The sequence below is a fragment of the Rhodococcus sp. 05-2254-2 genome, assembly GCF_002259095.1.
In the GTDB taxonomy this organism is placed as follows: Bacteria; Actinomycetota; Actinomycetes; order Mycobacteriales; family Mycobacteriaceae; genus Rhodococcoides.
The window spans coordinates 20771-45287 of sequence record NZ_NOZJ01000001.1; the positions used below are offsets into that span (position 1 = coordinate 20771).

General features: G+C 64.6%; 22 protein-coding genes, 1 tRNA gene and 1 pseudogene. 14 read left to right on the top strand and 10 right to left on the bottom strand.

Annotated elements, in window-relative coordinates; translation table 11 throughout:
- Positions 1 to 50 precede the first annotated feature (50 nt).
- The 5 genes and pseudogenes from CH283_RS00100 (at position 51) to CH283_RS00115 (ending at position 5202) form a co-directional block, all read left to right on the top strand.
- Complete coding sequence (locus tag CH283_RS00100) at positions 51 to 638, top strand: hypothetical protein (protein WP_094638632.1); 588 nt, start codon at positions 51 to 53, stop codon at positions 636 to 638.
- 109 nt (positions 639 to 747) lie between these two features.
- Positions 748 to 3756 (top strand): type I DNA topoisomerase, encoded by a 3009-nt coding sequence (topA, locus tag CH283_RS00105; protein ID WP_094638633.1) that lies wholly within the window; start codon positions 748 to 750, stop codon positions 3754 to 3756.
- A 116-nt stretch (positions 3757 to 3872) separates the two neighbouring features.
- Positions 3873 to 3911: pseudogene (locus tag CH283_RS29110) on the top strand (hypothetical protein).
- Positions 3908 to 5044, top strand: coding sequence for a DNA polymerase III subunit delta' (locus tag CH283_RS00110; protein WP_373454862.1), 1137 nt, complete (start codon positions 3908 to 3910; stop codon positions 5042 to 5044). Before CH283_RS29110 ends, CH283_RS00110 begins: the two are co-directional and overlap by 4 nt.
- An 85-nt stretch (positions 5045 to 5129) precedes the next feature.
- Positions 5130 to 5202 (top strand) — tRNA-Thr (locus tag CH283_RS00115).
- A gap of 878 nt (positions 5203 to 6080) precedes the next feature.
- On the opposite strand, the gene CH283_RS00120 is transcribed toward CH283_RS00115, so the two are convergent.
- Positions 6081 to 6587, bottom strand: coding sequence for a hypothetical protein (locus CH283_RS00120; RefSeq protein WP_094638635.1), 507 nt, complete (start codon positions 6585 to 6587; stop codon positions 6081 to 6083).
- A gap of 258 nt (positions 6588 to 6845) precedes the next feature.
- Here CH283_RS00120 and CH283_RS00125 point away from each other — a divergent pair, with 258 nt between their 5' ends.
- Positions 6846 to 7355 carry an ImmA/IrrE family metallo-endopeptidase gene (locus tag CH283_RS00125; protein WP_094638636.1) on the top strand — a complete coding sequence of 170 codons (510 nt, stop codon included), beginning with the start codon at positions 6846 to 6848 and terminating at the stop codon, positions 7353 to 7355.
- A complete protein-coding gene (locus tag CH283_RS00130) occupies positions 7352 to 7888 on the top strand; it encodes a hypothetical protein (protein WP_094638637.1) in 537 nt (178 codons plus the stop codon). Before CH283_RS00125 ends, CH283_RS00130 begins: the two co-directional genes overlap by 4 nt.
- Before the next feature lie 70 nt (positions 7889 to 7958).
- Here the strand turns inward: CH283_RS00130 and CH283_RS28595 are convergent, their stop codons facing one another.
- Positions 7959 to 8090 (bottom strand): hypothetical protein, encoded by a 132-nt coding sequence (locus tag CH283_RS28595; RefSeq protein ID WP_255183028.1) that lies wholly within the window; start codon positions 8088 to 8090, stop codon positions 7959 to 7961.
- A gap of 749 nt (positions 8091 to 8839) precedes the next feature.
- Here CH283_RS28595 and CH283_RS00140 point away from each other — a divergent pair.
- Entirely contained in the window at positions 8840 to 9883 is a 1044-nt protein-coding gene (locus CH283_RS00140; RefSeq protein WP_217901080.1) for a zinc-binding dehydrogenase, read from the top strand.
- Positions 9884 to 9904: 21 nt separating this feature from the next.
- A complete protein-coding gene (locus tag CH283_RS00145) occupies positions 9905 to 10714 on the top strand; it encodes an esterase/lipase family protein (protein ID WP_094638639.1) in 810 nt (269 codons plus the stop codon).
- Here CH283_RS00145 and CH283_RS00150 read toward each other — a convergent pair.
- The 4 genes from CH283_RS00150 to CH283_RS00165 are packed head-to-tail and all read right to left on the bottom strand — an operon-like array spanning position 10704 to position 14719.
- Positions 10704 to 11516, bottom strand: coding sequence for an ABC transporter permease (locus CH283_RS00150; RefSeq protein WP_094638640.1), 813 nt, complete (start codon positions 11514 to 11516; stop codon positions 10704 to 10706). The genes CH283_RS00145 and CH283_RS00150 overlap by 11 nt on opposite strands.
- On the bottom strand, positions 11513 to 12475 hold the full coding sequence (locus CH283_RS00155; protein WP_094638641.1) for an ABC transporter ATP-binding protein: 963 nt from the start codon (positions 12473 to 12475) through the stop codon (positions 11513 to 11515). The genes CH283_RS00150 and CH283_RS00155 overlap by 4 nt, the downstream gene beginning before the upstream one ends.
- The gene (locus CH283_RS00160) at positions 12472 to 13599 is read right to left on the bottom strand and encodes a LolA family protein (protein WP_094638642.1); all 1128 of its coding nucleotides are present in this window, start codon (positions 13597 to 13599) and stop codon (positions 12472 to 12474) included. Before CH283_RS00160 ends, CH283_RS00155 begins: the two co-directional genes overlap by 4 nt.
- A 22-nt stretch (positions 13600 to 13621) precedes the next feature.
- On the bottom strand, positions 13622 to 14719 hold the full coding sequence (locus CH283_RS00165; protein WP_094638643.1) for a DNA alkylation repair protein: 1098 nt from the start codon (positions 14717 to 14719) through the stop codon (positions 13622 to 13624).
- A 312-nt stretch (positions 14720 to 15031) separates the two neighbouring features.
- On the opposite strand from CH283_RS00165, the gene CH283_RS00170 reads away from it, so the two are divergent.
- Both CH283_RS00170 and CH283_RS00175 read left to right on the top strand, forming a co-directional pair.
- A complete protein-coding gene (locus CH283_RS00170; protein ID WP_094638644.1) occupies positions 15032 to 17557 on the top strand; it encodes a putative bifunctional diguanylate cyclase/phosphodiesterase in 2526 nt (841 codons plus the stop codon).
- 47 nt (positions 17558 to 17604) lie between these two features.
- Positions 17605 to 18696: a spore photoproduct lyase family protein gene (locus tag CH283_RS00175; protein WP_094638645.1), complete on the top strand. Its 1092-nt coding sequence runs from the start codon at positions 17605 to 17607 to the stop codon at positions 18694 to 18696.
- Positions 18697 to 18748: 52 nt separating this feature from the next.
- Here CH283_RS00175 and CH283_RS00180 read toward each other — a convergent pair whose 3' ends face one another.
- The 3 genes from CH283_RS00180 to CH283_RS00190 form a co-directional block, all read right to left on the bottom strand.
- The gene (locus tag CH283_RS00180; protein ID WP_068054204.1) at positions 18749 to 19699 is read right to left on the bottom strand and encodes a manganese catalase family protein; all 951 of its coding nucleotides are present in this window, start codon (positions 19697 to 19699) and stop codon (positions 18749 to 18751) included.
- A 109-nt stretch (positions 19700 to 19808) separates the two neighbouring features.
- Positions 19809 to 20840 (bottom strand): DUF2087 domain-containing protein, encoded by a 1032-nt coding sequence (locus tag CH283_RS00185; protein WP_094638646.1) that lies wholly within the window; start codon positions 20838 to 20840, stop codon positions 19809 to 19811.
- Between the two features lie 61 nt (positions 20841 to 20901).
- Positions 20902 to 21270: a winged helix-turn-helix transcriptional regulator gene (locus tag CH283_RS00190; protein ID WP_068054212.1), complete on the bottom strand. Its 369-nt coding sequence runs from the start codon at positions 21268 to 21270 to the stop codon at positions 20902 to 20904.
- Positions 21271 to 21351: 81 nt separating this feature from the next.
- On the opposite strand from CH283_RS00190, the gene CH283_RS00195 reads away from it, so the two are divergent.
- The 3 genes from CH283_RS00195 (at position 21352) to CH283_RS00205 (ending at position 23656) form a co-directional block, all read left to right on the top strand.
- Complete coding sequence (locus CH283_RS00195) at positions 21352 to 21762, top strand: RidA family protein (RefSeq protein ID WP_068054214.1); 411 nt, start codon at positions 21352 to 21354, stop codon at positions 21760 to 21762.
- Between the two features lie 69 nt (positions 21763 to 21831).
- Positions 21832 to 22389, top strand: coding sequence for a dihydrofolate reductase family protein (locus tag CH283_RS00200; protein WP_068054217.1), 558 nt, complete (start codon positions 21832 to 21834; stop codon positions 22387 to 22389).
- Positions 22390 to 22429: 40 nt separating this feature from the next.
- Positions 22430 to 23656, top strand: coding sequence for an AGE family epimerase/isomerase (locus CH283_RS00205; RefSeq protein WP_094638647.1), 1227 nt, complete (start codon positions 22430 to 22432; stop codon positions 23654 to 23656).
- Between the two features lie 30 nt (positions 23657 to 23686).
- Here CH283_RS00205 and CH283_RS00210 read toward each other — a convergent pair whose 3' ends face one another.
- Positions 23687 to 24514 carry a fumarylacetoacetate hydrolase family protein gene (locus CH283_RS00210; protein WP_094638648.1) on the bottom strand — a complete coding sequence of 276 codons (828 nt, stop codon included), beginning with the start codon at positions 24512 to 24514 and terminating at the stop codon, positions 23687 to 23689.
- Between the last annotated feature and the right edge of the window lie 3 nt (positions 24515 to 24517).

The following is a 24517-nucleotide window of genomic DNA, read 5'->3' on the forward strand; positions in this document are numbered from 1 at the left end:
GGAGCGCCGAAAGCCGTGAGTGCGGGCGTCGATGTCCTAATGTCCATGCTGTGAACCAGCTGTCCTTCTTCTCCGCCGAGTCGTTGCCGCCCGCGGTGACCGATCTCGGTGGGCTGCTGGCTGCCACCGGCCATGTCGTCACCTCGGCGGGTGCGGCCCGAATTTCGGTCGTGGTCGACGCTCAGTGGCGCGCGGATGCCATCGCCGAACTCATCGAGCAATGCGGTCTGACGCCGGAGCTCGGTCGATCGGAGGAGGACAGGCCTCTGGTGCGTACTGCGTCGGTGCCCGAACTGTCCGCATTGGCGTCTCTGTGGACCAAGGGCGCTGTCAAGGCCGTGCCGCCCGGTTGGGTACCGGGTTCCCGCGAACTGCGCGCCTGGGTGCTCGCGTCGGGTCGTCCCGAGGCAGAGGGGGAGCGGTACGTGCTCGGTCTGGATCCCCACGCGCCGGAAACTCACGCCGTCCTCGCTCAGTCGTTGATGCGCGCGGGCATCGCACCGACGCTGATCGGCACGCGTGGGTCCAATCCGGGCCTCCGAATCACCGGTCGACGCCGGCTGCTGCGGCTCACCGAGAACGTCGGCGAGGCTCCACAGAACGTGGACGCACGTACCAATTGGCCCCACGCCGAGTAGGCCGATCTGTGACTGATCTGCGAGTATTTGGCCGACGTATGTCAGTCTGTTAGTAGTGGGACAGGCAAATCTGCCTGTGAAAACGCACTAGGGAAGGTTCGGCAGCAAGGTGGCAGCACGTAACAACGGCACGGGGGACAGCTCCGCCGAGCCACGTCGTCTGGTCATCGTCGAGTCTCCGACCAAGGCAAAGAAGATCGCCCCGTACCTCGGGAGCAACTACGTCGTCGAGGCCTCCGTCGGCCACATTCGCGACCTTCCCCGCGGTGCCGCGGATGTTCCCGCGAAGTACAAGGGTGAGCCCTGGGCGCGTCTCGGCGTGGACGTCGACCACGACTTCGAGGCCCTCTACGTCGTCTCGCCGGAGAAGAAGGGCAAGGTCGCCGAGCTCAAGAGCCTGCTCAAGGATGCCGACGAGCTCTATCTCGCCACTGACCCCGACCGCGAGGGTGAGGCCATCGCCTGGCATCTCCTCGAGACCCTGAACCCCAAGATCCCCGTTCGACGCATGGTGTTCCACGAGATCACCAAGCCGGCCATCCTCGCCGCAGCGGCCGATACCCGCGACCTGGACCAAGACCTGGTCGACGCCCAGGAGACGCGTCGTATCCTCGACCGTCTCTACGGCTACGAGGTCAGCCCGGTGCTGTGGAAGAAGGTCATGCCGAAGCTCTCGGCAGGCCGAGTGCAGTCCGTCGCCACCCGCATCGTCGTCCAGCGTGAGCGCGAGCGGATGGCTTTCCGCAGCGCCGAGTACTGGGACATCTCCGCCACGCTCGACGCCGGAGCCGAGGCAACGCCGCGCAGTTTCGGTGCCCGTCTGGTCAATGTCGACGGCAATCGCGTCGCCGCCGGTCGCGACTTCGGGGCCGACGGCAAGCTCAAGTCCGATGCAGTGACCGTCCTCGACGAACCCCGTGCCCGACGCCTCGCCGAGGCTCTCGAGGGCGTCGATCTGACGGTCGCGTCCGCCGAGGACAAGCCCTACACCCGCAAGCCGTACCCGCCGTTCATGACGTCGACGCTGCAGCAGGAAGCCGCCCGCAAGTTGCGCTTCAGCTCCGAGCGCACCATGCGTGTCGCGCAGCGGCTGTACGAGAACGGCTACATCACCTACATGCGTACCGACTCGACGACGCTGTCGGCGTCGGCGATCTCGGCGGCACGCACACAGGCGACCGAGCTCTACGGGCCGGAGTACGTCCATCCCTCGCCGCGGCAGTACACCCGCAAGGTCAAGAACGCGCAGGAGGCCCACGAGGCCATCCGCCCGTCCGGTGACGTCTTCCAGACGCCCGGTCAGTTGCACTCGGCCCTGCAGACCGACGAATTCCGCCTGTACGAGCTGATCTGGCAGCGCACGGTCGCGTCGCAGATGGCCGACGTGCGCGGCACCACGCTGACACTGCGCATCACCGGAACCGCCGGCACCGGCGAGGAGTGCACCTTCTCCGCTTCGGGTCGCACCATCACGTTCGCCGGCTTCCTCAAGGCCTACGTGGAGAGCGTCGACGATCAGGCCGGCGGACAGTCCGACGATGCCGAATCACGTTTGCCCGCACTGGTTCAGGGCCAGGCCGTCACCGCCACCCAGCTCGATCCCGACGGTCACACCACCAACCCGCCCGCGCGTTTCACCGAGGCGTCGCTCATCAAGACGCTCGAGGAGCTGGGCATCGGTCGGCCGTCGACGTATTCGTCGATCATCAAGACCATTCTCGACCGCGGTTACGTCTACAAGCGCGGCAGTGCACTGGTGCCGTCGTGGGTGGCGTTCTCGGTGGTTGCGTTGCTGGAGGCTCACTTCGGGCGTCTGGTGGACTTCGACTTCACCGCAGGCATGGAGGACGACCTCGACGCCATCGCGGGAGGCCGTGAGCGACGCGGCAATTGGCTGCAGAGCTTCTACTTCGGCGGCGACACCGGTGCCGAGGGTTCGGTGGCTCGCTCCGGTGGACTGAAGAAGATGGTCGGCCAGAATCTCGAAGAGATCGACGCCCGCACCATCAACTCCATCCGTCTGTTCGACGACTCCGAGGGTCGCGAAATCCATGTGCGCGTGGGCCGTTACGGTCCGTATCTCGAGCGCATGGTCGTCAGCGACGATGATCCCGACGGCGATCCGATCAGCCAGCGCGCCAACCTGCCCGACGATCTTCCGCCGGACGAGTTGACGATCGACTTCGCCGAAAAGCTTTTCGCCACACCGCAAGAGGGGCGCAAGCTGGGTGTCGATCCGCTGACCGGTCACGACATCGTCGCGAAGGAAGGCCGTTTCGGTCCCTACGTCACCGAAATCCTGCCCGAGCCGGAACCCGAACCCACGCCCCCCGAGCCCGATATCGTCCCGGTGCCGTCCGGCAACGACGGTGACGGTGGCGGTGGCGTCAAGACCGCGGTGAAGAAGGCGGCGGCCAAGAAAGCTCCGGCCAAGAAGGCGGCTGCGAAGAAGGCAACCGGCCCCAAGCCGCGCACCGGTTCTCTGCTCAAGTCCATGGACCTGGCGACCATCACGCTCGAGGATGCGCTCAAGCTGCTCTCGCTGCCCCGCGTCGTCGGAGTCGATCCGGAGTCCAAGGAAGAGATCCTCGCGCAGAACGGTCGATACGGCCCGTACCTGAAGAAGGGCACCGACTCTCGCTCGCTCGCCGACGAGGATCAGATGTTCACCGTCACCCTGGAAGAGGCGTTGAAGATCTACGCCGAGCCCAAGCGTCGGGGTCGTCAGGGCGAAGCCAAGCCGCCGCTGCGTGAGCTGGGCGTCGACCCGATCAGTGAGAAGCCGATGGTGATCAAGGACGGTCGCTTCGGGCCGTACGTCACCGACGGCGAGACCAACGCCAGCCTGCGCAAGGACGACGAGGTCGAGTCGATCACCGACGATCGTGCGTCGGAGTTGTTGGCGGACAGGCGTGCTCGCGGTCCGGTGAAGAAGAAGGCACCGGCGAAGAAGGCTGCCGCCAAGAAGGCTCCGGCAAAGAAGGCCGCAGCGAAGAAGGCTCCGGCAAAGAAAGCTGCAGCCAAGAAGACGGCCTCCAAGACCACTGCCTCCAAGACCACTGCCGCGAAGAAGACCCCGGCCAAGAAGGCACCAGCGAAGAAGACCGACACCGAGTAGCCGCCGAGCTCGAAGTTATGGATGTGAAAACGGTTCAAAGCCGCCGTAACTTCGAGTTCGCGGGTTCGGGTTGTCGGCCCCAACCACTAGGGTTGCGTGCATGGCGGGTGTGTTCGATCGATTGGTCGGTCAGGAAGATGTCGAGGCCGATCTGACGGCCGCTGCGGTGGCCGCTCGCACAGGCGTCGACTCGTCGGCGATGACGCATTCGTGGCTGTTCACCGGCCCGCCCGGGTCCGGACGTTCCATCGCTGCCCTGTGCTTCGCTGCGGCATTGCAGTGCACCACCGAGGGCACTCCCGGGTGTGGGCACTGCCAGGCCTGCTCGACGACCATGGCCGGTACCCACGGCGATGTGCGACGCGTCGTACCCGAGGGATTGAGCATCAGCACCAAGGAGATGCGAGACATCGTCTCCATCGCCTCGCGTCGACCCAGCACTGGCCTGTGGCAGGTGGTGGTCGTCGAGGACGCCGATCGGCTCACCGAGGGTGCCGGAAATGTGTTGCTCAAGGTCGTCGAGGAGCCGCCGGCCAAGACGGTGTTCCTTCTGTGTGCGCCGTCGGTCGATCCGCAGGACATCTCGGTGACTCTGCGCTCGCGGTGCCGGCACGTTTCGCTGGTGACACCCACGGTGCCGGCGATCGCCCAGGTTTTGCAGACCCGCGACAAGCTCGACGCCGAGACGGCAGAGTGGGCCGCGTCGATCAGTGGCGGCCACGTGGGCAGAGCGCGTCGTCTCGCCACCGACGAGGACGCTCGAGCGCGTCGTAAACGTGCACTGGCGCTGGCGTCGGCTGCAGCTCGGCCCAATCAGGCGTACCTCGCGGCCGAGGAGCTGGTGAAGGCCGCCGAGGACGAGGCCAAGGAAATGAGTGCCTCCCGCGACGAGGCCGAGACCGAGGAGTTGCGGACGGCTCTCGGAGCCGGTGGTACCGGCAAGGGTGCGGCGGGTGCGCTACGCGGCTCGGCCGGAGTGCTCAAGGACCTCGAGAAGCGGCAGAAGTCGCGTGCCACCAGAACCGGTCGCGATTCACTCGATCGCGCGCTGATGGATCTGGTGGGCCTGTATCGAGATGCGCTCGCGCGCTCGTACGGATCGACCGCCACGGCGACCCATCCCGACATGGCCGAGCAGGTCGAGCGAATGGCAAAAGCCGTCTCGCCCGAGGCGCTGCTGAAGAGTATCGAGGCAATCCTCGAATGTCGAGAGTCGTTGGCAGTCAATGCAAAACCGAAGTTCGCGATCTATGCGATGGTCGCGACGCTGGGCGACGTGCTCCGCTAGCGGCCGAGCCCGCCTCGCGGCTCGAGGGAGGGCGATTTTCGTTTCGACGTGATGCTCCGTTAGACTCACCAACGCCGAAAGGCACGCCGCCTTAGCTCAGTCGGTAGAGCATTTCACTCGTAATGAAAAGGTCAAGAGTTCGATTCTCTTAGGCGGCTCGCATAGGGCAGGTCAGGGGCAGTTTCTACAGCCTCGGTCCTGCCCTTTTTCGTACCCAGGGCACGTTTACGGCTCGGTTTCAGCGTCAGATCATCAACTCTTATTGACCTGGTCCGACAGGGAGCGAGTTTGTCGAGTCCTCCGCTGACATTTGAAGCCATCGCTGCACGTTCAATGTAGTGCTTCTCGGTGACCGCGCTACCCGAGTGGCCTAACTGCGCCGACGCGGCCGACAGCCCCAACTCGCGCTCGACCAGGGTGCCCACCGTCTTTCTGAACGAGTGCGGCTTCACCCAGTCGTAGTCCTCGCCGCGGACCTGACGCCACGATGTCCGCACGTTCCCGATCTGCTCAAGGTGGTTGCGTTCGATCCGCGCATCCCACAGGTCGATAGGCTGCTGCTTGGTCGGAAGCGTGCTCCGAGATCAAGGAGAGTGCCGGCGACCCGACCGGGATATGGGTGGCTCGCACTCGATACCCGGACTACGACGGTGTGACCCGACAGTCTAAAGCCAACGGGAGCAGCTCCGCCAAGGCCGAGACTGTCGTTGAGGGTGGGAAGGGTGCTGCGATCCGGGCTCATCTGATATCGAAGTACGGAGAGCGAGCGGTCCCGGCGGCACAGCGCAGGGCTTCCCAAGAATCCGGCCGGGATGTACGCGGACAGGCTGGAGGCTGGTGGTGCCCACGAGTTCTACGGCTAGATGGTCCCGAAGGAGTTGCTGCCGGTGCCGCCGGCGGGCATCGAGCGGTCTGAGCGGGTTCGGATCACCGAGGACCACGAGATTGTTCCTCCGTTGTCTCTCGAGCGATTCCGTCCGTAGCTGGCGACCCTTCCGCCTTCGATGTTGAGGTCTCGATAGGGCGGGGGTGCTCCTTATTCGTCGGTGAGTACCCGGGTTGGGGCGTTCATGCCTGTCTTGGTCCAACGCAGTCCTGCAGCGTCGAGGAAGCTGAACGTGAGCTTGTATTCGCCGGTGCGGTGGTTCAAGACTGTTCCCGTCGTGTCGAGGTGCTCGACGGGAATGATGAAATAACCTTGGGCGTCGATGGTGTTCGTTTCTGCTCGTGCGCCTCGGACCCGCGGGTTAACCCTCCAGGTGGCATCGGGCGAGTCGACCTTAACCACATCGTCGACAGACACGTGGTGAATCGGTGCTTCGCTGCGGTTGACGATTGTAACTTTCATGCCGCCGAAGGCGCTCAGCTCGAAGAAGATCAGGCGTGCTTGCGCTGCCTCGAGATCGCGTCGCTCGGCAGCGCGAATGTCTTCGTCTGCGGCATATCGGCGGCTGTCGCGGACTGCGAGTGTGAGGGCAACTATCACGGCGCTGATCGTCCCGACCGCGCCGAGCCAGGCTGGTACGGATCCCCAATCAACCATGACGTGGACCCTAGGTGAAGTCGGAGTCCCGAACCAGGACCGATCCGGGGGCACTGCTCAGTCGTCGGCGATGACCGGCGCGACGTAGCGCAACCCGCTGGCATCAATCCAGCTCGGAACGCAGAGCGCACGCACGATGGAAGAACCGCACATCGTAGTTCAGCTGGTTATACCAAACGTGTCGGAAGGGTGTGCATAATGATGGGTACAAGTTGGGTACACGTAGTTGATGATGTGTGAGACGGGGTGAGGTGTGACGTGCTGATCAAAGACATGGCGAAACGTGACGCTGAAGACGTTCTCCGTACCTACTGGAACGACGAGGGTTTCCCTGTTGATCCTTTCGTGATCGCCGAGCGAATGGGTATCCGCGCAGGACGGATGGAACTCGATGACGACACATCGGGTTTGATCGTGGCACGGCTCGAAACTCAATCGCAGATATGGGTGGAGATTAGAGATACCCGGCCGCGCCAGAGATTCACCTGTGCTCACGAGTTGGGCCACTACGTCGAACGTACGCAGACCAAGTCGGATTTGAGCAAAGGGTTCTCCTTCGTCGACAAGCGGACATCGAAGCGTGACGCTCACGAGTTCTACGCCGACGAGTTCGCGGGAAATCTACTTATGCCCGAGCAGCGTGTCCTCGAACTCGAAGATCGACTGTCTCTGATCCGAATGGCCGGTTACTTTGACGTGTCCGTACCCGCAATGGAAGTGCGGCTTCGTCGCCTAAATATTGATTTGAGAGCGGCTGCCGCGGGGTGAACGGCCCAGAACCGTCTGACGAGGAATTCGACCACCTCGACGAAACCGAATTGTCGGACGACTCCGCGGAGGTCGCGAAACCGGCGGCACCTCAATTGGATCCAGGCGTGTCCCGGACGTCCGCAAAGAGTGCGGTGGCCGCCTGGTTTGATTTCACCACTGCAAATCGGTCTCAGTTGCAGAATGGCTCGCCAGCCAATTCTCAAGATCCATCCGCCCTCGAAGCTCACCTCTCTGCCATGCGCAAGACACAGCAGAAGAAGGAGGAGCAAGCAAACGACCAACGTGAGAAATTCTTCAAGTGGTCCGTGTGGGCCGTCTCTGGGACTTTGGTCGGCAACTTCGGGATTTTTGTTCTCTACCTGAAGTCGCAGTGGGGAGAAATTTCCGACCTGGTGATGACGGCATGGATTTCGGCAACTGTCGTTGAAGTCTTGGGGATCGCTTACATAATTGCATCGCATCTTTTCCCTAATGGAACACGCAACGCTCAGCGTCGACCCTCACGAGACGAACCCGGCCAAGATTCGTAGTGCGACGCAGCAATGCGGCGCATCTAACGCTCGGCGCGGACGCCGACGCTCGTCGTAGACTCCCTCAATGTCAAACAAGATCATCAGTAGCCAGGTTCGAGAGCAGGGCAAAATCGATGGGAGTGTCACCGTTGTAGATGGCGGTGATTTCACCCTCCAGGGCATGGTGACAGGCACCGTCGTGGTCGAGCGGGGCGGCCACGCACGCATCCTCGGGATGGTCGGTACTTTGGACGTGCACGAAGGTGCGGTAGTCGCCCTGAACGGGACTTGCACGGGAGACGTTGTCGACCGAGGAGGCGACCTGACGGTCAACGGTGTGATCGCAGGAGCACGTATCCGGCCGTAGTGGTAGCGATGTAGGTACGGTCTCAACATGGCTGGAGAGTGGCGTCTGACAGATGTGTCCTGTGTGCAGTGCGGGGATCCGCTGTGGAGGGTGTACCGCAGCTTCGGTGGATTCAACTTCGAGTATCAGAAGGCCGGCGAGTACGAGTGCAGGTCTCTGTCGAGCTGCGTCGGCGCGGTAGCACCGAGCTAAGCCTCACACCGCCGACATCGGAACCCGAATCGTCCGACCCAGACGCAGCGACCGCACCTTTTACTCGGAGACTTGTACGTAGCGGCGCGGCGGGATGGCTCGCGGGGCATCCTGCGACGGCCCGAGACGGCCCCAGGGCACTTTAAGGGCACGAAAAAGCTGTTGGAGTGACCGACTGTTCCTCGGAACGGACCAGAACGGCAACGCTCGTGGCCTGTAATACGCGGACTCGTTACGACCCGACGGAATAGTTGCTCAGCGGGTCCGTTATGAAAAGGTCAAGAGTTCGATTCTCTTAGGCGGCTCCACCAGCAGGCCCTCGATACGCACCAGCGCGTCGGGGGCCTTTTTGGTTGTCGATCCAGCGCTGCATCGGCCTGTTCGTGACATCGGTCCTGCAAGATGACTTCATGCGAACCGATAGCACCCGCGGTGATCTGATGACAGCCATCGTCACCACCGGCAACGGTGGGTACGACAACCTCGTCGTGTCCGAGGTGCCGATACCCGTGCCGGGCCCCGGGGAGGTGCTCGTTCGAGTGTTGGCCGCGGGGATGAACAACACCGAAATCAACACACGCGTGGGCTGGTACGCGGACGGCGGGTGGAACGACGCGACGCCTTTTCCGCTGATTCAGGGCACGGACTGCTGCGGTCTCTTGTGTGCGAGTCCGGGGACGGACGAATCCATCGTCGGCAGCCGTGTCCTGGTTCGATCGTGCATGCGCGTCGACGGCTTCTCGTCGGGCGAGACGCGCTGGTTGGGTTCGGACATGGACGGCGCGTTCGCACAGTTCGTCGTCGTTCCGGCGAGCGAGATCTTTCCGGTCGACTGTGGGTGGACCGACGCGGAACTGGCGACGATTCCGTGTGCCTACGGCACGGCGGAAAACATGATCGCCCGCGCGGGGGTGAATCGAGGGTCGACAGTGCTCATCACCGGCGCATCGGGCGGAGTCGGTTCTGCCGCAGTGCAACTCGCCGCTCGACGCGGCGCCCGCGTGATCGGCGTCGCGAGCCGGGCCAAGCACGACCAGCTCCGCGAACTCGGCGTCCACGAGGTCTACGGGCGTGATGTCGACGTGGTGGACGCCCTCGGCAAGCGCAGCGTCGATGTGGTGATCGACAACGTCGCAGGCGACGGTTTCGGTCCTTTGCTCGACGTCCTGGTTCGCGGGGGAACGTACGTGTCCTCGGGTGCGATCGCAGGACCCATCGTCGCGTTGGATCTACGGACGATGTACCTGAACGACCTGACGCTCCTCGGCTGCACGGCGTGGGACGAGGACGTGTTTCCGAACCTCGTGTCGTACATCGAAGCCGGTGAGATTCGTCCCCTGTTGGCCGAGTCGTTTCCGCTTGAGCAGATCGCGGCCGCCCAGCAGCGCTTCCTGGAAAGGGACCACGTGGGGAAGTTCGTGCTCGTTCCTCCGGTGGTCCGCGATCAGGCGTGATCGCCAGGCACACTGGACAGAGTGTTCGCCTCCCTCGCCCCGGCTCGCCGCCGTCTCGTGTTCGTCTTATTGGCCCTCGTATTGGTCGCGGTCGTCGCGGCTGTGGGGGCCTTCGTCGCATCGCGCCCCGCGAACGACCCCGTCGCGAGCGTCGACCAGTCCGTTCCCGGCCCGGTGCTGCTGATCCCCGGGTTCGGCGGATCCACCGACTCGCTGGAGGTGCTCGCGGCCGAACTACGGGAGGACGGCCGCGACGCCACAGTGGTGGCCCTGCCCGACGGTGGCGTCGGCGATCTGACCGTGCAGGCGCAGACCCTGCGCGACGCCGTCGACGCGGCTCTGGCTCGGACGGGAGCGAGCTCGGTCGACGTCGTCGGGTATTCCGCCGGTGGGGTGGTGGCCCGGCTCTGGGCCGCCGACCTCGGCGGTGCCGAGCAGGCCCGACGCATCGTCACTCTCGGCTCCCCGCACCACGGCACTCAGGTGGCGGCTCTGGCGGCCCAGTTCGTGCCCGACCAGTGCGCGACCGCCTGTCAGCAGCTCGCCCCGGACAGTTCCGTGTTCGCCGCCCTGAACTCCGGGGACGAGACCCCGGAGGGGCCGCAGTGGGTGTCGATCTGGACCGAGTTGGATCAGGTGGTGACCCCGCCGACGTCGGCCGAACTCGACGGGGCCGTCAACATCCCCGTTCAGAGCGTGTGTGCGGACTCGACCGTCGATCACGGGAACCTGCCCCGCGATCCTCTGGTCGGCGCGATGGTCTCCGCCCAGTTGGACGGCGACTCCACCACCCAGCTCGGCGCAGCCGATTGCAGCCGTCTCAGCTCGTGATGTCCTTGGTGGTGAAGTTCGCCCACGCCGCGCCGAGAAGAACGACGACGTAGACGCCCTGCACACCGACGCCGCGCATCAGGTCCCGCGTCGGCACCGGGTCGCGGAACAGGTCGACGAAAGCCAACCAGTATCGCGTCGGCAGGTACGGCGCGATGGCGTCGGCGGCGTCCAGCGTCAGCAGCAGCGAGCTCGCGATGAGGAACGCCAACGCGCCCAATGTCGCGGCGAGCGGGGAGTCGGTCAGGGTCGAGAGGAACAGGCCCATGGCGGCGACTCCGAGCATGGACATGGTCACGTAGAGCACGGCGATAACGGTGCGCGTGGCGACCTGTTCGTCGGTCAGCACTGTGCCGGACACGCTGGAGACGCCCCCCAGGGTCGTGACGTCGAACAGCGTCGTGCCGACGAAGTATGCGATGACGGCCACGACGACGACGGCCAGCAGCACGAAGGCGGCAACCGAGACCAGCTTCGCCACCAGTAGTTTGGTTCGTCCCACCGGGCGGGCGAGCAGGTAGCGCAGCGTGCCGGCCTGGGCCTCCCCGGCGACGGCATCGCCTGCGATCACCGACACGGCGACGGGCAGGAACAGCGGGAGCACGATGGCGAGCGCGGCGAGCGGAAACAGCTGGCCGTTGGTGGTCACCGCAGAGAGGAAGGCGGGGCCTTCGCCGGGACGCGGACCGACGTCGGTCAGGGCGAGGAGGCCCGCGACGATGGTCGGCAGCAGATTGAGCAGAAGGATTACGACCCAGGTGCGGGGTCGGCGCAGCATTGCGCGCAGTTCGACGCCGATCATGCGGTCACCTCGGTCCGGGTGGCGCTGTCTCGAAGTGCGCCGGGGGCGTCGACTCTGTCGGAACTGGCCCCGGTGACAGCCAGCACGGACTGTTCGAGGCTCATCCGCTGCTCGCTCAGCTCGCTCACCCGGACTCCGCCCTCGACGAGGAGCCGGTTCAGCTCGGCTGGGTCCTGATGCTCGACGACGATTTGCTGACCCACACGTTCGAGCACCGTGGCCCCCTCGACGCCGGAGAGCACGGAGACCGCGTGAGCGGGATCGGCGGTGCGCACCGACACCCGGCCGGTGGACCGCTGCATCGAGGACAGCTGGTCCTGCAGGACGAGTCGACCTCGGTCGAGCACTCCCACTCGGTCGCACAGTTGCTCCACCTCGGCCAGCAGATGGCTGGAGAGGAACACCGTGGTGCCCTGAGAGTGCAAGCCCAGCAGCAACTCTCGAATCTCGAGGATTCCCTGTGGGTCGAGTCCGTTGGTCGGCTCGTCGAGGATCAGCAGTTCGGGGGTACGCATCAGCGCCGCCGCCAGCCCGAGACGCTGCCGCATGCCGAGCGAGTACTGCTTGACCGGTCTGCGTCCCACTCCGGCGAGGCCCACCTGCTCGAGGGCTTCACCGACCCTGGTTTTCCGGGTCCGCCGGGACCCACCCGGACCGGCCGCGTCGAGCAGCGTGAGGTTTCTGCGTCCGGACAGGTTGGGGTAGGCGGCGGGGTTCTCGATCAGCGCCCCCACCCGTGGCAGCACGCTTCGGCGTCGCCGGGGCATCTCCTCGCCGAGCACCTGTATCTGCCCGGAGGTCGCCAGCACCAGGCCGAGCAGCATGCGCACGGTCGTCGTCTTGCCGGAGCCGTTTGCGCCCACGAAGCCGTAGATGTCGCCGGCGCGCACGTCGAGGTCGACACCGTCGACTGCCCGCACCGATCCGTAGCTCTTGGTCAGGCCGGTCGTGCGGATCATGTGGCTGCTCCTCCGAGCTGTTGGGCGGCGGTCGTCAGGGTCTCCGCGGTGACGGTGCCGGACAGCAGATAGCGACGCCGGTCGTCGGTGGGTTCGGTGACGAGGACGTTGAGTGGTCCGATCGACACCGCGACGCTGTCGTCGGTGACGACCGCCCCGGGGGCGGACTGCAACTGTTCGACGAGTCCGCCCGCGGCGCGTCGCGGCAGGGGAACGGCGAACAGTTGGGTCACGCCGCGGCCGTAGATTCCCACCGAACCCTGGCCTTCGCGGGGGCGCAGATCGAGGCCGGACAGGGTCGACGGCAGGCCTGAGGTGTCGAGCCGGTCGGCGAACGAGGCGATGTCGCCACCGTCCTGCTGCTGCACGTCGGTACCGGGCGGGGGAACGAAACGGACGGTGTCGGCATCGGGAATCTCGGAGGAGAAGTCGAGGAACGCGGTGCTGACGACCGGACGGGTGGCCCCGGCTCCCAGCACGTCGACCTGCAGCGGGAGCCCGCTGTCGGGGTCGACCCAGACGTCGACTCCGGTGACGGTGCTCTGCGGCTGGCTGGGGACGAGCCTCAGGCCAGGGGCGTCGCGACCGGCGATCCGGCGTGCCGGAAGCCGGGTGACCTCATCCGCGGTCGCCTCGCTCAGCAACCGCCGGCCCAGCTCCGGGGGGAGCAGGTCGGCCTCGCGTGGCAGGCGCAGGCTCGGTTCGGGGACCGGGGTCACCACGGCCGTGTTCTGCTCGTAGTCCCATCCCCACAGCCGCGTCGGGCTCCGGTAGAGACCGCGCTCACCGGCCAGACGCACGGTGTCGACGCGCCAGCTGTCCGGGGCGCGATACCAGGCACGCAGAGAGGTGGTGTCGCCGAGCAGATCCGGCAGGCCGCCGAGCCCCTCGGTCACCGGAATGATGACACCGCCGACCGCCTGGGCGTAGCCCGAGTACGGCGTCTCGGTGGAGGACTTGACCTGTTCGAGCAGTTCGGCCGCGCCGATGTCGGACGGGTCGACGGGCAAGCGCGAGATCACCGAGGGAGTTGCGACGAGCACGGCGATGCCGAGCACCACCGCCAGCCACCGCCACTTCTTGCGCACCTCTTCGACCGTACGGACGTACCCGAGGTGCTGCATGTGAGCTGCACGACGCTCGCCGCTAGCCCCCGAGCGAGAACTCCGCGCGACCGTAACTCACACCGTTGATCTGGAGCTCGATGGAGTGTGGGCCGGGGTAGTACTTCCGTGTGGTCAGCGGCTTGAACGAATGCTGCCGCCGCACATCGATGCTGTCACCGGGCGTGATCGTTCTCGTCGTCAGCTTGAACGTCTTCCCCGTCACCCCACCGTTGGCTTTGGTGTGATGCACGATGTAGTCGATCGCAACCTTGGCCGGTTCGGTGCCGACGTTGCGGATCGAGGCCGTGAACTCCACTTCTCCGCCCATGGGCAGCTCCGTGACGTCGAGGGTGGGGCCGTCCACATCGAGGTCGGCCGGAGCGAACCCGAGCAGCTCGAGCGCGTCCCGGTTTCCCTTCTTGATCACCGTCCGAAGTGCATGTCGCACAAGCTTTTCGGTGTGTGCGTCCGGGCTGTCGAGCCACCGGGTGGTGGTCCCGACGACCAAGTCCGGGACGTCTCGGCTGACATCGTTGAGATGGTTCGCGACAGAACGTCGAACGTAATCACTGTCGTCTCGGTAGAGCCGGTCCAGGATCGGCACCGTGACGCCCGGGCGCGCGAGTATTTCGGGGACGCGCACCGACCACGGAAGATACGGGCGGGTGCCCTCAGACGCCAGACGCCGCACATGCTCGTCCGAGGATGTCGTCCAGTCCGACGCGATTGCGAGCGACCGATCCAGGTCGGCTCGAAGAAACGAGCGGATGGCGAATTCCGAGCTGAGTCGGCCGGTGAGCTCGGCGAGCAAGGCCATTCCGTCGTCGAATGCGCTCGAGGTGTTCTCCTCGACGGCCTTCGATGCGACAGCGCTCGTGACCGGCCAGACCGCCCAGCCCCGGAAGTCGGGATCGGTGGCGGCACGTCGGATGATGCGGGCGAACTCCGTGTAGGTGCCGGGCAGTGCCGAGAGCAGGCCGTCACGCAACAGATCTGCGCGGGCTCGAAGCGCGAGTGGACCCAGTCGATCGATCGATCCTTCGAGTACCGACAGATTTGCGCCCGGAGCGGCGGTGCGCATGGTCCGAAACAGCGTGCCGGCCGCATCCGGGCCGAGGAGTTCGTCGGCGAAGGGCATGAGAGCTTCTTACCCGACGACTCTGCTCTACGGAGTCGTCGGGGTTCGACGCTGTGTCGAGGGCTGCGAGGGAGGGTGAAATCACCAGGCCGACACCTTTTTCCGGGCTGCGCCAATGGCGGCTGTGGTAATCGGAGTGGGATAACCTTCGTCGAATATCAAAGTGCTGAGCGGCTGGTCGACTCGGTTTCTCCGGCCGGACCGGTCTTTCTGCGCGGTGGGCTACAACCCTGGGGGTCGCGTCATGCCCGTCGTCTGTGTCGAGTGGAACCAGAGCCACCGTTGTCGGACTCGATTCGGTGAGCACGCACTGTGAGCGGCTGGGTGTGGGTGGTGGTCCTCAACGGGATCACCGCTGCCGCGTATCTGGGGATCGTGCTGTTCATCGTCCGTGGGCTGATGCGGACCGGACAGCTGCGCAACAACAGGTTGGCGGTGGCCACAGCAGCGATCTTCCTGACCTGCGCCGCGCATCACCTGGTGCACGCGGTGCACCTGTGGACAGGATTCGACGGCCACGCCTCGCATCTCGCTGCAGGTTCAGGCGGGGGGATGCTCGACGCGATGCGGGAGTCGATGGGCGGCACCCTCGACGTCGCGGTGACGGCATCAACGGCACTTGCCGGTGTGATCTACCTGGGGATGCGTCGCTTCTACGGTCCGTTGCTCCGCTCGCCTTCGATGTTCGACGATGCGAGCGAGGCTCGATACCGGCAGTTGGCAGCGAACCTGCCGCACACGTCCGTTCTGGTCGTGGACTGCGATCTACGATTCGTCCTCGTCGAGGGTGCCGGTCTGGTGGCCGAGGGCTACGACCCGCGGCGGATGGAGGGGCAGCTGCTCCGAGACACGGTGTCGCCGGAAGCCTTCGCGATGCTCGAGCCGCATTACCTGGCGGCCGTGGCGGGTGAGGAGATTTCGTTCGATACCGTCAGCCCCCGAACGGGCGCAATCTTTCAGGTCGAAGCGAGGCCGTTGCGGGATGATTCGGGCCGGATAGTCGGTGCCATGGTGCTCTCCGAGGACGTCTCCGCCGAGCGGGCGGCGCGAGCCGAACTCGAGCAGGCCCGGGCCTTTCGTGACGCGGTGTTGACTGCTTCACCGGACATCACGACCGTCACCGCCGTCGATACCGGCCGGGTGACGTGGGCTTCTCGCAGCCTGCGGTCGCTACTGACCGGACCGACTTCGGATGGAGCGGTCGAGGACGGTCGGGTGCCGTGGCTCGGACTCGGTCGGTCCGACGACTCCACTGACGGCGAGGATCGATTGGACGGGGTGGTGGAACAAGATGTCGAGGTCGTCCGAGCGGCGGACCGAACCGCGGCGTCGCTTCCGGAGGGTGAGAGCGTCAGTATCCGCTATCGGGTGGTCGCGGCCGACGGCTCGCTGCGGTGGTTGTCCCGACGCACCACGCCCTTTCGACGTGGGCCGTCGGGTGAGGTGTCGGAGGTCCTCTCGGTGGTGCGGGAAGTGACCGACGTCGTCGAGGCAGAACTCGCGCTCGAGCGAGCGGCCCTGCAGGATCCGCTGACCGGGCTGCCCAATCGGATGCTGCTGCTCGACCGTATCGGCTCGGCGATCGCACGCGGTGAGAGCACGGGAGCCGCTGCTGCGGTGCTGTTCTGCGATCTCGACGGATTCAAACGAGTGAACGACACCGGCGGGCATGCTGCCGGTGATGCGGTTCTCGTCGAGGTTGCGCGACGGTTGCGGTCGGTGCTGCGAGCCAACGATTCGATCGCCCGTGTCGGCGGTGACGAGTTCGTCCTCGTCGTCGATGCGTTGCCGGCCGAGCGCGGTGCCGACAAGCGTGCCGGTGCCGGGTTGGCGGAACGCGTCGCCGAGCGCATCCGAGCGGTTCTCGCCGCGCCGATCGTGTATCAGGGCAGCCAGTACGTGGTGTCGGCCAGCGTGGGCATGGTGTTGGTTCGCAAGGGTGCCAGCGCGCAGGAGGTACTGCGGGACGCGGATTCCGCGATGTACCGGGCCAAGCAACTCGGTAAGGACCGGATCGAATTGTTCGACGACGCGCTGCGGGCGAACGCCCTCGAGCGTGCTTACATCGAGCGGACCTTGCGGGGTGCCCTCGATCCCGAACACCGCGGAGCTGCGAGGCTGAACGTCGTCTATCAGCCGGTCTACGACCTGGACAGCAGAGCGCTCACGAGCTTCGAGGCACTCGCGCGCTTGCGTGACGACGACGGCGCAGGGATTACGCCGGACCGATTCATCCCGGTGGCCGAGGACACCGGTCTGATCTCCGAGCTCGGGGAGCGTGTGCTGGACGACGCACTGGGAACTCTGGTGCGATGGCGTACGGCGAACCCGCTCGATTCGGACTCGGGTGTCCCCGTCACGATTGCCGTCAATCTCAGTGCCCGGCAGGCTCAACACGTGGACATGGCTGCTGTGGTGAGCGCGGCTTTGGGACGGCACCGAATGGCTCCGGCGGACCTGATTCTCGAACTCACCGAGTCGGTGCTGCTCGAGTCCGGCTCCTCGATGCTGCGTCAGCTCGGTGAACTGCGTGAGTTGGGTGTCGGCATCGCCATCGACGACTTCGGTACCGGATTCGCGAGCTTGCGGTATCTGGCCACACTGCCGGTGAGCGCAGTGAAGATCGATCGGTCGTTCACCGCCACGATGACCAGCGACGAGACGAGCAGCAGTATCGTTCGGGCGATCATCAACCTCGCCCGAGATCTCGAGTTGGGGTGCGTGGTCGAAGGTATCGAGACTCTCGACCAGCTCGACGCCTTGCCGAGTTTCGTTCAAGGACAGGGCTATCTGTTGGGTAGGCCCGCCGAGGTACCGTCGAACACCTGGATCTCGTAACCCCGAAACGGGAAGGATCCACCGTGTGCGGGCGTTGACTCCAGATAATGGACGACACCCTCTCTGCACCCACTCGACTCTGGACGCCGTCGCGCGTCCTGATCACGCGGTCTGCATCGGAGCTTCCCCGCACTGCGGAGATAGTTCGACGGTGCGAAGCGGCCGGTGTGACCGAGATCGACGTGCTGCCCGGTGACCGCCTGACGGGTCTACGGGGCGAGACCGAGCGAGAGACCTACGCGCGAGCCAAGACGACGATGGCCGTGGTGGTCGCACCACCGAGTGTGCTGAAACCACAACCGATTCCGCCGAGCGCCGACTGGCGTATCGATCTGGCGAAGGGATGCCCGGCCCACTGTCAGTACTGCTATCTGGCGGGGTCGTTGTCCGGGCCGCCGATCACCAGAGTGTTCGCCAACATCGACGACGTGCTGTCCGGCATCGGTACCCACGCAGGCCGCGGCACGATCACCTCCGGCACCGAGGAACGTGGGCACGAGGGAACCACTTTCGAGTTGTCCTGCTATACGGATCCGTTGGGTATCGAGCATGTGACCGGATCCCTCACCGAGGCCGTTCGTCGAGTGGGCGCGGGGGATTACGGCGATGACGTGTCGTTGCGCTTCACGACCAAATTCGACGACGTCACCGAGTTGGTGACGTTGGACCACCGACGCCGTACCCGAGTTCGCTTGTCGGTCAATGCCGATGACATCGCTCATCGGTTCGAGGGCGGAACTGCGCGGATGCCTGCTCGAATCGAGGCGCTACGGCAGCTTGCGCTGGCCGGATATCGAGTGGGGCTCACCATCGCTCCGATCATGCCCATCCCGGGGTGGCGAGAGCAGTACGGCCGACTTCTCTCGAATGTCGCCGAGGCGTTGGGTGACGTTCCCGATCTGGACCTGACCGCCGAGATCATCACCCACCGATTCACGCCGTCGAGCAAGGACGTGCTGTTGAGCTGGTACCCGGGGACGAAGCTCGAGATGGACGAAAGTGCCCGCACAGCAAAGAGAAACAAGTTCGGTGGCGTGAAGTACGTCTACCCGAAGGACACCATGTCGGAAATGCGGACGTGGTTCGTGGAAGAACTCGAATCAGTCCTACCCGAAGCGCAGCTGCTGTACTGGACGTGACGAAGCCCGACCTCCGTCGTGCGATGGAGGTCGGGCTGCGAAAGCGTAGGAGTTACTTCATCTTTCCGAACGTGGCGTCGATATCTGCCATCTCCATCTCGGCCGTCTGCTGAATGAGCTCCATGAGGTCGGTGTCGAGTCCGGGCGCGAACTCCTCGAGTCGCTCGGGTGAGATCTTCATCGGAGCGCCGGCGGGGGCCTGCTCACTGGCATCGAGGTCGGTGCCGTCCTTGGACGGCGACATGCCCTGGTAAATGCGTCCGGCCTCGGACGCCCCGGTGAGGTCGAAGCTGTACTGCTTGCTCTGCAGGCCGAGTTCGACCAATTTCTGGACCTCCGGGAACTTCTCGGCGTTGGTCTTCGGAATCGGCAGCGTCTTCTTCCACTCGACGCCGAGGGTTTCGAGGGCCTTCGCGTAGCCGTTCTCGTGCGCCTGGTCGCGCACGATCAGGTACGAAATAGTCGATCGCGCAGCCTTGTTGGCGGTCATCTCGTACATCCGGCATTTCTGGAGGCGGCCGGTCGACTCGAGCATCAGGTTGTACATGAGGTCGAGAACCAGATTGCCGGAGTTGTAGACGTAGCTACCGCTCCACGGGTTGCCGACGGAGTCGACCGGCAGTGCGCCCTGTGCTCCGACGAGGTAGTGGTGGATATTGCCCTGTGACAGAGCGAGATTCAACGGAGTGGCTCCGCCCGCACCGGGCGTGTCCAGCGGGTCTTCCAGCTTGCCCTGGTACTGCGGCGAGCCGTCCAGCAACCGTGAGATGGTGGTGCCGATGAGCTCGACGTGACTGATCTCCTCGGTGCCGATTCCCTGGATCAGATCGCGGTACGGCTTGGCCGCAGCCCCACGAAAGTTCATGGCCTGGAACAGATACTGCATCATCGTGCGCATCTCGCCGAACTGTCCACCGAGGCCCTCCTGAAGGGCGTTCGCGGCGGCCGGATCGGGCTCGTCGGTGGCAATGTCGTGAATGAGTGACTGAACGTGCAGGTACATGGAAACCTCCGAATGGCGACCAGCAAAGTTTGCTGCCCTCACCCAGTGGTTGCCCGCAACGCCGTCGTCCGAATCCTGGGCCCCCTCCGCATGGCCGTGGGCAGGCGATCTAGTCGTTGCTCTGCGCCCGGTACATCGAACCTGCGCTGTTTCGCTTGAGAAACCCAGTGTCGACGAGCTCGCGTCGCAATGTCGCGTAGTCGTCGCCGAAGAAGCTGCACAATTCGTTGACCTGATGCTCCGAGGACCATCCCGTCGTACTCAGCTGGCGTGCGATTGCCTTCAGAAATTCGGGTCGGTCCCGGCTGTACCGAGACATGTCGGTCGGTGGGGGCGTCGTGCGCGGAAGATTCCGAAAACTCTTCACGGTGTTCTCGTCCACAACGAGTCGATCGTCCACCCGGGTCACCACCGACAGGGTCAGCAGGCGTGCGATCGCTTTGTGTGTCGCACGGACCGACAGTGACGTGTGGGATTGCAGCGCAGCCAGTGTCGAGACTCCACTGCCGATCGCGAAGAGGACCGCCCGAAGATCCGAATCCGCGAGAGCATGAAGCACGCCGGTCGCGTGGTCCAGCAGCGGCGCATCGTCGTGCACGCCGATGGACTCGAACCGCAGCGGAACCCCGGTGGCGGACACCATCTCGTCGGTGAAATCGACCTCGCGAACGGGCTCCGATCGCTTCTTCAGAAGGCCGATTCCCGGAAGCGTCAGGGTCTCGATGTCGTCGGCACCGAAACGCAGAATGGCATTCCACAGAGGATTCGACCCGGCCGGAGAGAACGAGTTCTCTACGGCGGCAACGCCTCCCTTCGCAACGTGTGGCCACAGAGTACGGAGGATCCGTGCGTTCGACACCAGGGATTCATCGTCGATCCAGACGAGGTCGAATGGGCCGATGTCGTGCAGATCCCGAGGGGGCAAGTCGAACAAGGACTCGGTGACCGACTCGATCGGATCGGTGCCAAAGTTCCAGAGTTGGGGCGAGACTTCGGGTGCCGCCGATTCGAGAGCCCTCGACAATGCGATTCCGGCACTGCTGGCACCCACGGTGACCACTTTCTTCGGTTGCAGCATCGAAACCAGGCCGGACAGCAACGCGTCAGCGCGTGCGGTGGAGTGCTGTGGATTGCTCGCCATGGGTGTACCTCTTCTCCGAGATATCGGAACATCAGGGCAGCACGCTGCTGCGGTGAGCGGATCAGAGAGCGTCGAATCGATCTCGTGCGCTGTCGATTTCGTGCATGTGAGCGGCCGCCCAGGCCAACAGCACGTCGACGGGTGCCCGAAGAGTTTTGCCCAGTTGCGTCATTCGATACTCCACCGCTACCGGGCGAGTGCTGAGAACCGTCCGTTCGATGATGCCGTTGCGTTCGAGTTTTCGCAGCGTTGCGGTGAGGGATTTCTGAGTCACCGCGGGAATTGTGCGGCGCAGATCGTTGAATCGGCAAGGGCGCTCACACAGTTCGTTGAGCACCTGAAGCGACCACTTGTCCAGCACCTGGTCCAGCAGCTCACGGTGTGGGGCGCTGATCGTCAGTTCTGTCGCGCCATCTGCGGTATCGGTCATGAAACCAGGTTCCCTTGAAGTGTCCTTTGTGTACCAAGTATCAATGGTATACCCCGATTCGATCACCACGAGAGGAACTTCATGAGCGTCACTCGATTCACCCCGTCCGGCATGATGCAACCCACCCCGTATCACCACGTAGCAGTGGGCCAGGGGTCTCGACATATCCACGTCAGCGGTCAGATTGCGCGCAACGAGGACGGGTCGGTGATCGCCGAGAACGACCTCGCCGGGCAGGTGGCGCAGGCGCTGCGCAACACCGCGATCGGATTGGCCGGTGCAGGAGCAACATTCGAGGACGTCCTGCGGCTGACGTTCTACGTCACGCACTGGGCTCCGGAGCGGATCGGTGAGTTCATGGACGGCGTCACCCGCGTCGTCGAGGAGATCGGACTACCTACTCCGATGCCACCTGCGTCGCTGATCGGCGTGGACTACCTGTTCGAGCCCGACGTTCTCGTCGAGGTGGAGGCCACCGCGATCCTGGACTGACCTGCTGGCCGGTGAATTCCGGGGGCCGTCGAAGTCATACTCTCGAATCCACCCGACCCCAGGAGTGACATGGCCATACTGACCTACAACATGCATGTTTCCCTCGACGGCTACATCGAAGACTCGGCGGGCAGTCTCGACTTCTCGGTGCCCGACGCGGAGTCACATCGATTCTCCAATCGGCAGACCGAAGCGACCGCTGCGTTTCTGTTCGGACGCCGACTGTACGAGGCCATGGAAGACTTCTGGACAGATCCGGAACGCCTCGACGGCGACGAAGTAGAGGCGGAGTTCGCCGAGCTGTACAAGGCCACTCCCCGGATCGTCTTCTCCGACACCCTCGACTCCGTTCCCGACGGCTGCCGCCTGGTGCGCAGCGCAGACGCGATCGCCGAGGTGGAGCGGCTCAAGCGGGAGACCGAGGGAACGCTGGCTGTGGGAGGAGCAGCCTTGGCAGCCTCACTGGTCGACCTGATCGATCAATTCGAGGTCATCCTGCTGCCGACGATCCTGGGCAGTGGCAAGCCCTACTTTCCGGTGGGACATCACCTCGACCTCGTTCTCGCCGAACAGAAGCTCTTCCCGGTATCGGGATGGATGTACCTGCGCTACAGCGTCTCTCGCTGACCGGCGTCGGGTGCTTTCTCGTCGGGCGCACAATGAACACATGGATACCGGAGATGGTCGCAGCTGGCTGACGCTGCCCTCGCATCAGTTGTGGCTCGACACCGAATCGTCGAGGCTTCTCGATTTCGGAACCACACTCGACCACCCGACCGGTGGTGCCGCGTGGTTGGACGACCGAGGGAACCCCGACCTCGATCATCCGGCCCATACATACATCACCGCGCGGATGGCGCATGTGCACTTTCTCGCCTCGATGCTGGGACGGCCGGGGTCTCGGAGGAAAGCCGATCGGGTGTTCGAGGGATTACTGACGACGTTGCGAGACAGCACGAACGGTGGTTGGTTCGAGTCCAGTGCCGACGCGTTCTCGCCCGAAGCAGTGAAATCGGCCTACACGCATGCCTTCGTGGTACTTGCCGCGTCGGCTGCTACCGCAGTGGGGCACCCCCATGGCCGACAGCTTCTCGAGGAGGCACTCGATACCGTCGAACGTCGTTTCTGGGACGATCATCACGGGATGTGTTCGGACACATGGACTGCGGACTGGTCCGTGCTCGACGACTACCGCGGGATCAATGCCAACATGCACATGGTCGAGGCGCTGCTGGCCGCCGCCGACGCCGGTGCGCCCGAGCTCTGGCGCGAACGTGCACTGCGTATCTGCGACAACGTATGTCGCTGGGCCGAAGCGAACGACTGGCGTGTTCCGGAGCATTTCACCGCCGAGTGGATCCCGCAGCTCGAGTACAACAGCGACGACACCGCCAACCAGTTCAAGCCCTACGGAGCCACAGTCGGCCATGGATTCGAGTGGGCCCGGCTTCTCGTGCAGGCAAGCCTCGATGCGAGCGGGCACGACCGTATCGCCGCCGCCCGAGCGCTCTACCACCGCGCAGCGGTCGACGGCTGGCAACTCGGGCCAACGCCCGGATTCGTCTACACCACGGACTGGTCGGGGGAGCCGGTCGTGACCGAACGTCTGCACTGGGTGCTGTGCGAGGCGATCGGTGCGGCGGCGACACTCGCGCGCCACACCCGAGAAGACCGCTACGAGCAGGACTACCGCACCTGGTGGGATGTCGCCGCCGAATACTTCCTCGACCGCGCCGACGGCTCCTGGCATCACGAACTCGACAGCAGCAATCGTCCGGCCGCTACGGTGTGGAGCGGCAAGCCCGATCTCTACCACGCCGTCCAGGCGACGTGGATCAGTCGATACGAACCGGGTTCGAGCATGGTGGCTGTGCTGCAGCGCAATTCGCACTGACGTCCATCAAAGACAGCCAAGCACCAAGCCTCAGAGCACTTCCGCCACCAGTCTGTTGCTGACCGATCCGACACCGTCGATCTCCACGCTCACGTAATCGCCCGGCTTCAGCAACAGCTGCGGCTTCCGGCGATATCCGACGCCACCGGGGGTGCCGGTGAGAATGACGTCACCGGGCTCGAGGGCGGTGAACGTGGAGATGGTCGCGATCAAGTTCGGCACCGTGAACAGCAACTGCGACAGATCCGATTCCTGTACCTTCTCGCCGTTGACGACGGTGCGGATGCCGCAGCTCGCAAGGTCCACCTCGCCGGGGCAGACGATGCGGGGGCCGAGGGGAGTGGCTGCGTCCCATGCCTTTCCCTGCATCCACTGGTGCGTCCTGTACTGGAAGTCACGCATCGTGATGTCGTTGGCGACGGTGTAGCCCAGAACGTGATCGAGCGCGCTCTCCTCGGTGATGCGCCGACCGGTGCGTCCGATGACGACGGCCATCTCGCCCTCGTAGTCCACCTCTGCACTCTCCGGCGGGACGGCGATGTCGTCGTAGGCCCCGATGAGACTGGAGGCGTACTTGGGAAACATCACCGGATACGTGGGGAACTCGCGTCCGGTTTCGGCGATGTGGTCGCGGTAGTTCAGGCCGACACAGATCACTCGGGCCGGGTCGGTGACCGCCGGGAGCACCCGCACGTCCGAGATCGGCAGGCGCTCCTGGGTCAGCCGATCCGCGCCGGCAAGTGCCTCGAGCGAGCTGGTCCGTCCGATCGCGTCGATGCCCTGCAGCGGAATCAGAGTGTCGCCGTCGACCTCGCCGACTCCGCGAATGTCGTTGTGCTCGTAACTGATGTAGGCCATCGG

Coding starts and splice junctions, on each gene's coding strand:
- CH283_RS00120 (WP_094638635.1), bottom strand. CDS start 6,587: ATGGTTGATTGGGGATCCGTACCAGCCTGGCTCGGCGCGGTCGGGACG.
- CH283_RS00140 (WP_217901080.1), top strand. CDS start 8,840: ATGCGAACCGATAGCACCCGCGGTGATCTGATGACAGCCATCGTCACC.
- CH283_RS00150 (WP_094638640.1), bottom strand. CDS start 11,516: ATGATCGGCGTCGAACTGCGCGCAATGCTGCGCCGACCCCGCACCTGG.
- CH283_RS00155 (WP_094638641.1), bottom strand. CDS start 12,475: ATGATCCGCACGACCGGCCTGACCAAGAGCTACGGATCGGTGCGGGCA.
- CH283_RS00160 (WP_094638642.1), bottom strand. CDS start 13,599: ATGCAGCACCTCGGGTACGTCCGTACGGTCGAAGAGGTGCGCAAGAAG.
- CH283_RS00165 (WP_094638643.1), bottom strand. CDS start 14,719: ATGCCCTTCGCCGACGAACTCCTCGGCCCGGATGCGGCCGGCACGCTG.
- CH283_RS00175 (WP_094638645.1), top strand. CDS start 17,605: ATGGACGACACCCTCTCTGCACCCACTCGACTCTGGACGCCGTCGCGC.
- CH283_RS00180 (WP_068054204.1), bottom strand. CDS start 19,699: ATGTACCTGCACGTTCAGTCACTCATTCACGACATTGCCACCGACGAG.
- CH283_RS00185 (WP_094638646.1), bottom strand. CDS start 20,840: ATGGCGAGCAATCCACAGCACTCCACCGCACGCGCTGACGCGTTGCTG.
- CH283_RS00190 (WP_068054212.1), bottom strand. CDS start 21,270: ATGACCGATACCGCAGATGGCGCGACAGAACTGACGATCAGCGCCCCA.
- CH283_RS00195 (WP_068054214.1), top strand. CDS start 21,352: ATGAGCGTCACTCGATTCACCCCGTCCGGCATGATGCAACCCACCCCG.
- CH283_RS00200 (WP_068054217.1), top strand. CDS start 21,832: ATGGCCATACTGACCTACAACATGCATGTTTCCCTCGACGGCTACATC.
- CH283_RS00205 (WP_094638647.1), top strand. CDS start 22,430: ATGGATACCGGAGATGGTCGCAGCTGGCTGACGCTGCCCTCGCATCAG.
- CH283_RS00210 (WP_094638648.1), bottom strand. CDS start 24,514: ATGGCCTACATCAGTTACGAGCACAACGACATTCGCGGAGTCGGCGAG.